The 13,377-nt window shown below is 64.9% G+C and carries 12 protein-coding genes; 10 read left to right on the forward strand and 2 right to left on the reverse strand.

The features are described 5' to 3' along the window. Positions 1 to 3: 3 nt before the first annotated feature. From tssJ to AC0YKC_RS16955, 10 genes are all read left to right on the forward strand, one after another. On the forward strand, positions 4 to 456 hold the full coding sequence (gene tssJ / locus AC0YKC_RS16910; protein WP_320298731.1) for a type VI secretion system lipoprotein TssJ: 453 nt from the start codon (positions 4 to 6) through the stop codon (positions 454 to 456). 36 nt (positions 457 to 492) lie between these two features. Next, entirely contained in the window at positions 493 to 1,827 is a 1,335-nt protein-coding gene (tssK, locus tag AC0YKC_RS16915) for a type VI secretion system baseplate subunit TssK (RefSeq protein WP_488511857.1), read from the forward strand. A 4-nt stretch (positions 1,828 to 1,831) separates the two neighbouring features. Continuing rightward, positions 1,832 to 3,160 (forward strand): type VI secretion system protein TssL, long form, encoded by a 1,329-nt coding sequence (gene tssL / locus AC0YKC_RS16920; RefSeq protein ID WP_488511859.1) that lies wholly within the window; start codon positions 1,832 to 1,834, stop codon positions 3,158 to 3,160. Between the two features lies 1 nt (position 3,161). Next, positions 3,162 to 6,698 (forward strand): type VI secretion system membrane subunit TssM, encoded by a 3,537-nt coding sequence (gene tssM / locus AC0YKC_RS16925; protein ID WP_488511860.1) that lies wholly within the window; start codon positions 3,162 to 3,164, stop codon positions 6,696 to 6,698. Beyond that, on the forward strand, positions 6,680 to 7,222 hold the full coding sequence (gene tagF / locus AC0YKC_RS16930) for a type VI secretion system-associated protein TagF (protein WP_320298727.1): 543 nt from the start codon (positions 6,680 to 6,682) through the stop codon (positions 7,220 to 7,222). Before tssM ends, tagF begins: the two co-directional genes overlap by 19 nt. Further along, complete coding sequence (locus AC0YKC_RS16935) at positions 7,222 to 8,286, forward strand: DUF2169 family type VI secretion system accessory protein (RefSeq protein WP_320298726.1); 1,065 nt, start codon at positions 7,222 to 7,224, stop codon at positions 8,284 to 8,286. Before tagF ends, AC0YKC_RS16935 begins: the two co-directional genes overlap by 1 nt. Before the next feature lie 50 nt (positions 8,287 to 8,336). Then, a complete protein-coding gene (locus tag AC0YKC_RS16940; RefSeq protein WP_320298725.1) occupies positions 8,337 to 9,353 on the forward strand; it encodes a beta-ketoacyl synthase N-terminal-like domain-containing protein in 1,017 nt (338 codons plus the stop codon). Then, positions 9,353 to 10,303, forward strand: coding sequence for a DUF4150 domain-containing protein (locus AC0YKC_RS16945; protein WP_320298724.1), 951 nt, complete (start codon positions 9,353 to 9,355; stop codon positions 10,301 to 10,303). Before AC0YKC_RS16940 ends, AC0YKC_RS16945 begins: the two co-directional genes overlap by 1 nt. A 13-nt stretch (positions 10,304 to 10,316) precedes the next feature. Further along, a complete protein-coding gene (locus AC0YKC_RS16950) occupies positions 10,317 to 10,874 on the forward strand; it encodes an SMI1/KNR4 family protein (RefSeq protein ID WP_488511861.1) in 558 nt (185 codons plus the stop codon). 67 nt (positions 10,875 to 10,941) lie between these two features. After that, on the forward strand, positions 10,942 to 11,835 hold the full coding sequence (locus AC0YKC_RS16955) for a type VI immunity family protein (RefSeq protein ID WP_488511862.1): 894 nt from the start codon (positions 10,942 to 10,944) through the stop codon (positions 11,833 to 11,835). A 24-nt stretch (positions 11,836 to 11,859) separates the two neighbouring features. On the opposite strand, the gene AC0YKC_RS16960 is transcribed toward AC0YKC_RS16955, so the two are convergent. Continuing rightward, the gene (locus AC0YKC_RS16960) at positions 11,860 to 12,942 is read right to left on the reverse strand and encodes a HEAT repeat domain-containing protein (protein WP_320298721.1); all 1,083 of its coding nucleotides are present in this window, start codon (positions 12,940 to 12,942) and stop codon (positions 11,860 to 11,862) included. Between the two features lie 7 nt (positions 12,943 to 12,949). Next, entirely contained in the window at positions 12,950 to 13,375 is a 426-nt protein-coding gene (locus AC0YKC_RS16965; RefSeq protein WP_320298720.1) for a DUF6484 domain-containing protein, read from the reverse strand. Positions 13,376 to 13,377: the final 2 nt, after the last annotated feature.

Below are 13,377 nucleotides of genomic sequence, written 5' to 3' on the forward strand. Positions count from 1 at the left end.
GACATGATCGACAGACGCGAATTCATCATTGCCATCGGCGCCACGGGGCTGCTTGCGGCTTGCCAGAGCGGCCCGCCGAAACCGTCGGTCATCTCGGTCAACGTGACCGGCGGCGCCGGCATGAACCCGGGACCGGGCGGCGGCGACCGGCCGGTGACGGTGTTGGTGATGCGGCTTGCCAGCACCGGCAAGTTCAATTCGGCCGATTATTTCGCGTTGCAGGGGGGCGCCAGCGCGGCGCTCGGGGCCGATCTGATCGGCATGGACACGATCTCGGTGGCGCCGGGCAAGACCGCGGCCAAGACCATCACGGTCGAACCGAATGCGACGGCGCTCGGCTTCGTCGCGTTGATCCGCGAACCCGGCGGACGCAACTGGCGCACGACCAAGTCGGTTTCGCCGGGGTCGAAGTTCACCATCAATGTCGGCCTCGGCAAGGGCGGCATTTCCGCCTGACGGCGAGACAACCACGGCAGTGCAGAGAGTGGCAGCATGAGCGACGCAAACAGGGTGCTGTGGTCGGAGGGCCTGTTTCTCAGGACCCAGCATTTCCAGCAGCAGGACCGGTTCTTCGAAGGCATGGTGCGCGGCGCCTTGCAGGCCGGCCAACTCCATACGTTCGGCTTCCAGCAGCTGACGCTCGACCAGTCGCTGCTCGATGCCGGCCAGGTGTCGATCGTGTCCGCCCGGGGCATCTTCCCGGACGGCACGCCCTTCTCCATCCCGGAGCTGATGGATGCGCCCAAGCCGTTGCCCGTCACTGCCGACACCGGCGCCGGGTCGGTGCTGGTGGCGCTGCCGCTCGAGCCGCCCGGCGGCGTCGGGTTCGATCCGGCGCATGCCGCATCGACGGGCGCGCGCTACCACGGCAAGATCGTCCCGGTGCGCGATGCCGTGCAGGGCGGCGCCGACCCGGAGGAAATCGAAGTCGCCCGGCCGCAAGCGGTGCTGCTGGCGCCCGGCAAATCGGTCGGCGGCTACACGGCGCTGCCGGTCGCCGATGTCAAAGGCGTGCGCGCCGATGGCGGCGTCTCGCTCGACCCGACCTTCCTGCCGCCGACACTGATCACCGGCGCCGTGCACTGGTACCGGCAATTGCTGCAGGAGGTCGTCACCGGCCTCGACCAGATCGCCGAGGCGCATGGCAAGATGGTGATGGGCGGGGCCGGCCGCAGCGTCGAGGACCTCTTGATGCTGCACCTCGCCAACGCCGCGCGGCCACGCCTTGCCCATATGCTCGCGCAGGACGTCTTCCATCCGGCCGAGCTCTATCTCGAACTTGCCGGCCTCGCCGGCGAGATGGCGACCTACGGCTCGAGCTCCAGGCGGCTCGGCGAATTGCCGGCCTACGACCACATGGCGCCCGGCCCCGCCTATATGGCGCTGGCGGACGCCTTGCGTTCGCTCATCCTCAGCCTGCGCTATATCGAGCCGAAGTCGCGCGCGCTGCCGGTCATGCGGCACGCGACCAATGTCTGGAAGGTGCGCATCGACAACCCGAAGCTCCTGGTCGCCAGCCGCATCGTCATCCGCGTCGGCTCCGAGCTTTCGGAGGATGCGCTGCGCAAGATCTTCGTCAACCAGGCGACGGTCGGCTCGGCAGACCAGTTCGAAGGCCTGTGGAAGTCGCGCCTGCCGGGCATACCGCTGAAACCGCTTCATTCGCAGCCGCGCGAGATTCCTTATGACGGCGACCGGCTGTGCCTCGAGCTCGACCAGAAGAGCGAGCATTGGGCCTCGCTGCTCGACGCCCCCGGCTTCGTCATCGGCGTTTCCGGCGTGCTGCCGAGCGAGCCGCAGGTCGACTGCTATTCGGTGAACAGGTGAGGCCATGAGCCGGGATGATCCTTTCGGACTGTCGGAGGATCGCGAGCGCACCCGCATCCGGCTGACCGGTGCCGCGCCCCGGCCGATGGCGCCGCTGGCGCCGGGCGCGCCGGTGAAGCGGGCGCGCGCCCATCCCAACACGCTCATCAACATCTTCGCGCCGCTGCTTGAATTCGCGCCGGAGCTCGAAAGCGCGCTGGCGCCGGAGAACCCGGAGGTGATGCGCACGCGCCTGCTCGACGAGCTGGTGCGGGCGCGCGACGCCTCCGTCGCCGCGGGCTCCTCGCTGGAACGCGCCGACCAGGCCGCATGGGCGGTAGCGGCGCTGCTCGACGATCTCGCGCTCAACACGCCATGGGGCGGCGCCAGCGCCTGGCCGCGCCAGCCGCTGGTGGTGATGCTGCGCGGCGACGTCGATGCCGGCACCCAGTTCTTCACCCGCCTCGACGAGCTGGAGCGACATCCCAACCGCGACCGCGAAATGCTGGAGCTGCAATATTACTGCCTGGCGCTCGGCTTCCGCGGCAAGTACCGCGTGCCCGGCCGCGCCGGCGACCGTTCGCTCAATGCCGTGCGCGTGGCGGCGGCGCGCTTCCTGCGCAATGCGGACGCCGAGGACGCCCCGCTGTCGCCGAACTGGAAGGGCGTGATCGCCTCCGACGAGCCGCGGCGTTTCATCGTTCCGATCTGGGTGATGGCGCTGGCCGCAATTGTCGTCGCCGCGGCTGCCTATATCGGCCTGTCGATGGGCTTGAGCAGCCAGGCGGTCGAGCTCTCCGCGCTGGTGCGCACGCTGCCGCCTGCCTCGCGCGGCGACGTTACCCGCGCCGCGCCCAAGCAGGATGCGCCCGAGCCCGAGGCGCCGCAGCCGGTCGATTTCGCGCTGCTGCCCGAGTTCAAGACCGCGGCGCCGGACGAGCTGAAAGCTGCGCTCAGCGGCACCGAGAGCGTCTCGCTGGCCAAGCTGATCATCCAGTCCTCCAACCCCGAGCTGTTCCAGTCTGCGCGGCCGACGCTGACTGAAGGCTACGAGCCGCTGATAGCGTCGATCGCCAAGGTGATCCTGGACAACAAGGAGCTGATCGGAAAAATCACCGTCGTCGGCCATACCGACAATGTGCGCCTGCAAAAGTCCAATCCGTTTGCCAGCAACCAGCGGCTGTCGGAAGCCCGCGCCGAAACCATAGCCAAGCTTCTGGTGCAGGCGGGCGTGCCGCAGGAGAGCATCTCGTCCGAGGGCCGCGCCGAAACCGATCCGGTGGCCGACAACTCGACACGCGAGGGCCGCGCGCTCAACCGGCGCGTCGAGGTCCTGGTCGAGAAGAGGCTCTGAGATGTTCATCCTGCGCTTCCTCTGGGCCGTCATCACCTCGCGTTTCCTGTGGACGCTGATCGGCATCGCGCTGCTTTCGCTGCTGATCTGGGTGTTCGGCCCGATCGTGCAGGTCGGTCCTTACGCGCCGTTCGAATCCGACAATGTCCGCATCGCCATCATCGCCGGGCTGATCATCCTGTGGCTGATCTGGCTGATCGTCGCACAGCGCCGCGCGATCCGCGCCAACCGCATGTTCGTCGCCGAGATCGCGGCGCCCGTCGCCGAGAAGCAGCTCACGCCCGGCGAGGAGAGCGTCGCGGCGGTCGGAGCGAAGTTCGGCGAGGTGATGGCCGAGCTCAAGCGCCGCAAGCTCGGCGGCCGCAAATTCCTGCGCGAAATGCCCTGGTATGTGATCGTCGGGCCGCCGGCGACCGGCAAGACCACGGCGCTGCGCCAGTCAGGGCTCAATTTCCCGATCGACCTCACCGACGATCTGCAGGGCGTCGGCGGCACGCGCAATTGCGATTGGTTCTTTTCCGAGAACGCGGTGCTGATCGACACCGCCGGCCGCTACGTTCAGCAGGAAAGCCAGCCGGATGTCGACGCGGCGGAGTGGTTGGGCTTCCTCGATCTTTTGAAGAAGCACCGGGGCCGACGCGCGCTCAACGGCGTCATCGTCGCGCTGTCGATCGACGCGCTGTCGGAGGGCGACGAGGCGATCAAGGCGCATGGCAGAAAAATCCGCCGCCGGCTGGCGGAGTTGAACGATCGGCTCGAGATCCGCCTGCCCGTCTACCTGATGCTGACCAAGGCCGACCTGATCAAAGGCTTCGAGGCCTTCTTCGGCGGCTTGTCGACGGCGGCGCGCGAGCAGGTGTGGGGAACCACGTTCCCGCTCGATGCCCGCGTCAACGCCGGCACGATCCAGACCGAGCTTGCCAGGCTCGCCGCCGAGCTTGAGCGGCGGCTGGTGCCGCGGCTCGAAGACGAGGACAAACTCGGCCAGCGCGCCGATATCTTCCGTTTCCCGGCACAGCTGGCGAGCCTCTCCGAGCCGATCCAGGTGCTGGTCGAGGCGATGTTCGGCGAAAGCCGCTACGAGGAGGCCGCCTGGCTGCGCGGCCTCTATCTGACCTCGGCGACGCAGGAAGGCGCGCCGATCGACCGGCTGACCGCCGCCCTTTCCTCGTCCTTCGGATTGCCGCCGCGGCGCGCCATGCCGGCGGCGCGCGTCGAGAAGCGCAGCTTCTTCCTCAGGAACCTGCTCACCGAAGTGATCTTCAAGGAAGCCGGCCTCGGCACATTCGATCCGCTGGCGCAAAGGCGCCGCGCATGGATCTGGCGCGGGGCCGCCGCCACCTGCGCGCTCGCCGCCCTGCTCGCCGGCGGACTGTTCACCTGGTCCTATCTCGACAACCGCAATGCGATCACCGAACAGGCTGGCCAGTTCGAGGCGCTGCAGCAACCGCTAACGGATGTCGCGGCGATGCCGGCCGCGGTCGAGCAGCCGACCATGGACGGGGCGCTGGCGGCGATGGACGCGGTGGCGACGGCCCGCACCGCGCCGCCGGACGCGATCCATAATCTGCTCGGCCCGACCGCCTCGGCAGAGCTGGTGCGCGCGCAGACAGACACCTACGACCACGCGCTGCGCAACGTGCTGGAGCCGCATATGGTCGCGCTGCTGGAGGCCACGATGTGGCGGCAGATCCGCGATCCGGATTTCATGCTCGGCGCGCTGAAAACCTACCGGATGATGACCGGCCTGTCGCAGATGGACACCGATTTCGTCCAGAACTGGTGGGTGAACAGCCTGCCGCAATTTGCGCCGGCTGCGCCCTTTCCGACCCCGGATGCCGAAGAGCACCAACTTGCCGCGATCCGCCGCATGGCGGTCGACGACAGCTACATCGCGCCTGACAAGGAACTGGTCGCCGAGGCGCTGAAGACGGTGTGCACCATCTCGCTGCCGGAGCGGGCCTACAAGCAGCTTCTGGCCGACCCGGAAGTGGCGGCGGTCAAGGAATGGGTGCCGGCCAATTTCGCCGGACCGAACGGCGCGAAGGTGTTCGCGCGCCGTTCCGACAAGACGCTGCGCGTCGGCGTTCCAGGCCCCTATACCTATGCCGGCTTCCACGATGCGATCCTCGACCGGGTCGAGGACGTCGCGGGACAGGCAGCACTCGACCGCGCCGTGTTTGCCGGCGGCTGCTCGGAGAATTCGGAGACGTCTGTCTCGGCGCTGTCGGAAGACATACTGAAGCTCTATTACGACGATTACATCTCGCAGTGGGATAGCTTCCTGCGCGACATGCGGCTGGCGCCGCTGACCGACCTCAACGTCGCCAGCGAGAACCTCAAGGATCTCTCCAGCGCCGACTCCGCATTGAAGCGCCTGCTGACCGCGGTGGTACAGGAGACCGATCTGACCCGCTCCGACGATGCGGCGGCGAACGACAAGAACGCCGCCAACACCGGCTCGAAGCTGCTCAGCAAGCTCGGTAAACTCGGCAAGGTGGTAAAGACCGGCGCAAAGCTCCTGCCACGCGCGGGCTCGGCCGATCAGGTCGACATGACCGGCAGCCTGGTGGCCGAGCATTTCAAGCCGCTCAAGGGCACGATCGCCCAGGTCGACGGCCAGCCGCCGGCGCTCGACGCCGCCGTCGTGGCGCTGACGGCTCTGTCCAACGTGCTGCAGACGGTCACCGCCAACCCCAATCCGCAGGACGCCATCAAGAAGCAGGGCGGGCTTGCCGAACTGACTGGCGCGGTCGCGAGACAAGCGCAGATCCTGCCTTCGCCGATCAACGACTGGCTGGGCGGCATTGCCGGCGACACGAGCGGCCTGTCGCAAAAAGCCGTCACCAATGAGCTCAACGCCATCTGGCGCGCCGATATCCTGCCGTTCTGCCAGGCTGCGCTCAACAACCGCTATCCGTTCAGCCCGGACAGCGCGGTCGACGTCAACGTGCGTGACTTCCAACGCCTGTTCGGGCCGACCGGCCTGATCGATGCCTTCACCAACGACCATTTGATCAACTATGTCGACACCGCCAGCGAGCCGTGGAAATGGCGCGCCGATTTCGGCCTCGATCCTGCAGCGCTCGCGGCCTTCGAGCAGGCGCGCCATATCCGCGACGATCTCTTCCCCGGCGGCACCGGCCCGGTGATGAATTTCACCCTGGAGCCAAAGGACCTGTCGCCCAACGTGGCTCGCATGACGCTCAACCTCGATGGCCAGACCATGGAATACTACAACAACGCGACCAGGCCGCAGCCGATGACATGGCCGGGCAAGGACGGCACCGGCGTGATCTCGCTGGCCTTCCAGCCGGTCGACGGCTCCCCCGAAGTGATGCTCAACGAGACCGGCAGCTGGGCGTGGCTGAGAATGCTGCGCGGCGGCCGCTTCAACGCGACCAAGCTCACCGACGTCTACAGCCTGCGGCTCGGCACCAAGGGGATGTGGGCCGATTTCGAGCTCAAGGCGGCCAGCGTCGAGAACCCCTACACGCTTGAAATGTTCAAGAAGTTCACATGTCCGCCGCAGATCTGATCCTGCCCGGCTTCTACGGCAAGATGCCGGCCGCCGGCGATTTCGTGACGCGCCGGCTGCCGGGCGATTTCGTGCGCGTGTGGGACCGCTGGCTGGCGCAGCACATCGTGCCGCTGTTCGGGCTCGAAGCGTGGCCGACAAGCACGGCGCTGCGCTTCCTCAGTGGCCCTGGTGCCTTCGGCGGCTCGGCGGGCATCGTGCTGCAAAGCGCCGACAGGGTCGGTCGGCAATTTCCATTGAGCGTCGTCGCAAGGCTCCCGGAGGCGCCCCTCAAGCTGGCCTATGCGGACGCGTGGTTCGAAGGGGTCGAGAATGCGGCGCTTGCCGCGCAACGCGGAGAGTTGACGCCCGACCAACTCGACGCAGCGCTGGGCGTGCTGCCGGTTCCGCTTGTCGATGGCGAGGGCGATGTCATCGACGGGCTGGCGGCGTGGACGGGGCATACGGATATTTTCGACATTGATCCGCAGGCACCGCAGCCGACGCTCGAGCGGATATTTGCCGCAAGCTGGGAGACCAGCTGATGTGGCAGGTCGAGAACGATACGCCGTTTATGGCAAGCGGGATCTGGACCCGAGGTCGGGACGGAGGCGAGGTCTGGATGGTCGCCGTAAGATGCAGCCTTCGCATCAATCCGGATGGGACAACGGCTGTCGCCGATGAACAAGAGCCCCCGGTCGTGGCCCCCAAATTCGGCAGCGGGCCGGGCGCCGGCAGTCTGGTGTACGATTCCGATTTCTACCTGACGAAACCGACGACCGACGTGCTGCTGCGCGGCCATGCCTACGCCGCTGAGGGCAAACCGGCGACGTCCGTGGACGTGAGTTTGAGAATAGGTGACCTGCAAAAATCTCTCCGAGTCACCGGGGATCGCGTCTACCAGCACTCAGTCTCCGGTGTCAGTGTCGGATCGCCGCAGCCTTTCATGCGCATGCCGCTGGTCTACGAGCGCGCGTATGGCGGGCGCGAGCCCGATCCGGTCAAGGATCCGGCGCGGCCCCACTTCGACCAATACAACCCAGTCGGGACCGGACTGGTGCCCGTGCCCGGCAAGATCGCTCCGAATATCGAAACCTTGGGCTCTAACGGCGGCAGCAAGGCGGCCGGTTTCGGACCGATCCCCGCGCATTGGCGCCAGCGTGTCCAACATGCCGGGACCTATGATGAAGCCTGGCAGAAAAATCGGTTCCCGCTCTATCCGTTCGACTTGGATGACCGCTTCTTTCTTTGCTCTCCCGAGGACCAGCGGCCGAAACATTTCTTCCGGGGGGGAGAGCCTGTGGAATTGCTGAACCTGACGCCGACCGGGCGCATGGCATTTCTTTTACCTCGCCTCGCCTTCCGGTTTGAGACGGACATCAAGGGCAAACCACGCATTACGCACCGGGGGACCCTGCACACCGTCGTAATCGAGCCTGACGTGCCGCGGGTGGTGCTGGTCTGGCGAACGTCGTTGCCGGCGCATGCCGATGTGCAGCGGCTGGACCGGACGCGCGTGAGCCTGTTGTCGGTGACGAACGCACACCCACGCTCGGTCCCGTCCGGGATCGATGAGGCTTGGCGCGATCCTGATGAAGAAGGTGGTTAAGGGCGATGAGAGTGGCGCTTATCGGATCAGGAGCCCGAACGGCCGTTGGCATGACAGCGGCGGCGACAGCGGCCGCGGTGCGTGCCGGTATCGCCGGTTTCGGCGAACATCCTTTCGTGGTGGACACTGCCGGCAAGAGCATGATCGTGGCCCTGGCGCCATACCTCGACATAGATGTGAGGGGAGCGGCCCGGTTAGCGGAACTGGCGGCGCCCGCCGCAGTAGAGGCCGTCGGACCTTCATCAGCGCCTTGGTCCGGCGAACTGCCGGTCTCCCTGTTCGTCGGCTTGCCGTCTGCCCGGCCGGGCCGCGCAAGCGACGTTGCGACCATCGTCGTTGACCGGCTGCGCGAGGAACTGGCTCCTCTGTGCCGCATCGAAAAAACCATCGTCATCGAATCCGGGCACGCTGCCGGAACGATGGCGATCGAAAGGGCGTGGCAGGCGGTGCGGTCGGGCGCCTGCGAGTTCGCGCTGGCAGGTGGCGTCGATTCCTATCTGGAGCCGGAAACGTTGGAATGGCTGGAAGAAAGCGATCAGGTTCACTCGGCCGGGGCGGAGAACAATCCCTATGGTTTCATCCCCGGTGAGGCCGCCGGGTTTGTTTTGCTGACGACCACAGCCGCGGCGCAAAGGTATCAACTCTCAGCGGCGCTAGAGCTCATGTCGGTTGCCATCGCTCGCGAAACCAACCTGATCAAGACCGATACCGTGTGCACCGGCGAAGGCCTGCTGGCGATGTTTCGAAACCTGGCCGGCGACCCGCCCGCAATTAAGGTAGACCATCTGTATTGCGACATGAACGGCGAGCCTTACCGTGCTGACGAGTTTGGCTTTGCGAGCATCCGCGCGGCCGAGCTGTTCCGCGCGCCCGACGCCTTTACGGCGCCCGCAGATTGCTGGGGCGACGTGGGCGCGGCTTCCGGTCCACTACTGCTCATGCTGGCCGAGGCGGCTACCAGGAAACGTTATGCCGAGGGACCTGTCCTGGCGGCATTCACGAGTTCGGAGTCGGGCGAACGCTGCGGGTTCCTCGTCCACGACCGCACGGAGGCGCGGACGCACTGATGTCGGTAACCGTCAAGATCAACGGCACGATGAACGGAATCGTTCACAAGGGCAGCTCCGACTTCGCGATGAGCACGGCTCCCGACGTGTGCAAGACACCCAGCCCCGGCGGACCTGTGCCCATCCCGTATCCCGTCATCATTTCGAACGCCAGCGACTTGGCCAATGGCACCACGACCGTCACGGCGGACGGGAACTCCTGCGCCATCAAGGGCTCTGAACTCAGCCGCTGCTCGGGCGATGAGGCTGGAACCGCGGGCGGTGTCGTGTCGAGCACCTTTATGAAGGAGGCGACATGGATCACGTATTCCTTCGATGTGAAGATGGATGGGGCGAACGTGTGCCGGTTCAGCGACAAGCTGAAGATGAACCACGGCAACACGATCTGCATGGCGGGCATTATCCCCGACGTGTGTAAGGCCGGCAGCAATCCGCTGATTATCAAATGCTCCGACTACAAAGAGGAACGGAACAAAGAGAAGCGTGAGTGCGACATAAAGTGCATGTGCGCCAAATGTCTGGCGATGAACAAGCAAGGCGATTTTCGGCGTCAGGCCTCGCACGCGCCGCGGTCGGGCGGGCGAAAAAGCTTGCGCAAGCTCGGCAACGCGGGGGCCAACGCCTACCGCAAGGCGCTGACCGACCAGCTCCCCCCCAAAGGCACCGCCAAGCCCGACGACATCAAAGACAACTTCGTCCACAAATGCGCGCATGACAGATGGAAGGATCAGGGAGCCAAACCCAACCTGCCGGGGATGAGCCCTGATCACATGAAGGAAATCCAGGTGGGCGGTGCGACCAAGGACTTCGCGAACCTTAGGATGATGCCGTCCAAACCGAACGAATGGATTGGTTCGAAGATGAGGGCCTTCAAGACCACCGATTTTACCTACGCGAACGGGAAAAAGGTCAAGGCACACACGGGCGTCACGCTCGATTGCTGCAAATAGATGGATGGGAACGATGGCCAAGGATATCCGTGCACGGCTACAGGCTCTGGTCTCGAAACTATATCAGGCCCGGGAAGAGTTCTACCAGGTGGCGTTCGGTCAGTCCGCCGACCAGGTCCTCGGGCCGCCTGCCTCTGAGCAACAGCTACAGGCCTTCGAACGCAGCCTTGGTTACGCGTTGCCTCCAAGCTATCGCGAGATGCTGCTGCTGCACGATGGCTGGGTAGCCCTGGAGGACGAAGCAGACCTCTTGTCCCTGGCGCAGCGCCGTGAGGAGGAAATTCGTGACCGCGTCAAAAGCTTCAAGAAAATGATGCGCGAGGGAGAAGACCCCTACAATCCGGATAATCTGCTGATCGTCGGCGGCGCGGATACCACCTTTGTCGTTTACCTCGACATCGACGCCCGCCGGGCCGACGGCGAAATGGACGTCGTGGAATACACCTACGAAGAAGGAGAATTGGCCCGGCATAAGGATATGGCTGCATATCTCAAGAGCAATTACGACGAGGTGCGCGCGTGGATCAAGGACGAGAAGGGGGCGGACACCGGTCCGGACCCTAAAGAGTAACCAGGGATTCCAGATGACGTCTCCCGCACTCCTGACACTGCCCTCCCCCGGAGATCTCGACTCTCCCTTGCTGGAGATCGGGCTCGACCTCACTATCTATGCAGAACGCCTATCGGTACCTGAATGGGAAGCGGTTCTCGATATCTACCGAAAATACGCGCCGGCAGACGTCTGGACGAAGGTTAAGGCTTCACCGGATATCGGCTTCAACAGGCTGCCGGCCGGCGACTATATCAACGCTCCGCTTTCGGATGACGCAACATTTCCGTTCCTGCACCGTATCCGTCATCGGACCATCCGAGGATGGCGCACGGAATTTCGCATCTGGGACGGCAAGCTCTCGCAAGGCTGGAGCGCCTGCATATACCGTCTCGCGCATCAGGCCAACGAGCCGGAGCACGCCTTCTACCGGTTTCTCTTTCCCTGGGACACGGCACCGGCTCTGGTGGCAAGCCTAGCCAACGAATTGGGAAAACACATCCAATATCTGTCCGGCCATGCCGGATTTTGTCACCTGTACGATCCCTACTTCAAGACAGCCGCTTTCGCCCAGATTTTCCCGTGGGCGAAACGCTACTGGGCTGTCGATGTCGAGGATTTGAACGCGGCCTTGCCGTTCATGCACAATGGCATGAAGGCAATTTCCTGGCTCACCTTCATCGGCGCCAAGTTCCTGGCCGATCCAAAACTCGCGCCCCAGCGACAGTCGTTGAAGACGATACCCGGCGCGGTGCTCAAGCCCTGCGGGTCCGGCGCACTGCTTCAGCTCGGGGAGAAACCCATCCTGGGCGACCGACACCGCCGGGAGCCTGAACTGGCCTCCTATTTCGCGGCCGGGTCTCTCCTCGATCCAGTATTGCTGACGGACATCACCGAATTCGAAGGACCGTTCGCCGAGAGGGCCTGCACGGTGGACTGGATCCATCGATTTGCCGCGCCGAAGGCCTGGACGTCCGCATAAACCTCGTGACCGTGCCCGGTTCAGTCAGCCAAGCAGGGCAGCCGCCCTTCCCCAGGCCTCCACCTTGTCGGCCACGGGCAAATTCGGACCGAAATCTCCGAAATGGGCTTCGAATGCCTGGCCGATTTCCGCTGGGTCGAGCGTGAAGAGATCCGCGTTGCGCGCCTCCGGAAAAAGCTCGAGCAACGCGCCGCCCGCCGCCACGGCGAGCGCCGGATCGCGCATCTGGTGAATAAGCCAGTTCAGGATCGTGCGGTCACCCAGCATGCCGGCCCCGCGCACGGCAAGCGACGCGGTGTCGGGCGACTTCAGCAACCCGCCCATCCAGGCCCGGACATCCTTGTCCGGCCCGATCTTCACAATGGTGCGCAAGGCAATCAGCGCGTCGGGTCCGTTCGCCAGGACCTGCTTGTGCAGTTCGGGCTTTGCCAGAGCGGCGTGACCGAGTTCGTTCAGCGCCAGGGCGCTGGAAAGGCGCACCGCCTCGTGTTGCGATTCCAGGGCGGCAGCGATCTCGCGCACCAGGTCGGCGCGCCTCACCTTGCCGGCAAGGCGCAGGCTTGTTGCGCGCACGCGCATATCAGGATCGCGGACAAGGCGGACGAGGAGGTCCTTGGGATCCACGCCGTGCTCCAGGCATGCGGCAACCGCGAGATAACGCTTGAACCCATCCTCGGAAGCGATCCAGTTGCGCACCAGCGGTCCGATCGCCTTAGCGTCATGCCATCCAAGCGCGCCGACCAGCCCATGCACTTCGTCGTCCCGCGTGCGGCCCAGTTCCACGGCTTCGAGAATACGTCGCCCATCCGTCTGTTCTATTGCCGTCCAGCCATAGAGGAACAGTTCGCCCCTCTCGGGAAAGTCATCATAGGCGGCGATGATGAATGGCCAGGCGGCAGCTCCGGCAACGCGCACACCGTCCAGATTGGCCTCCAATCGCCGGTCGATACCCGCGATAGCTTTCTCGTCCGGCGGCTTCTGCGCCGCCAGCATGTCGCGCTGCGCCCAGAGGAATGCGGCCTGCTCGACGTGCTGGCGTACGATGTCGGGGACGATCTGCTCTTGCGCCGCGATAGGCGGCCGGTTCAATTTCACCGCGCCCGCCATCTGATCGTCAATTCAGGCTGATCGACCCGCCGCGCATGCGGTTGGTCGCGGTCGCATGGCTGGCGACATAGGTGCCGCGGATAGTGATGCGGCCGTCCGCCTCCATCAGAATCGTAGCCTTGCCACAACGCAGTTCAAGCCGCTCCTCGGCATGGATCCGCACGCGCTCGCCATCGCGAAAGACCTGAGCTCCTGTTGGCTTTTTGGCGGGCTCTACGATACGGCCGACGATCAGCGGCTTTTGCGGATTGCCGTCTTCGAACAGCAGCGCGACCTCCTGTCCGATCATGTCGGAACTCAAGGCGGCCAAGCTGCGTGCCGGCAACGCTGTTTCCCGGGGATTGCCGGGAAAAACGACCAGCGGCTTGTCGTCGTCAAAGCCAAGAAACTGGCCAATGACGACACCGTCGATGCGATTACGCAGCTTTGCCATGC

Source organism: Mesorhizobium sp. CNPSo 4661, assembly GCF_057784215.1.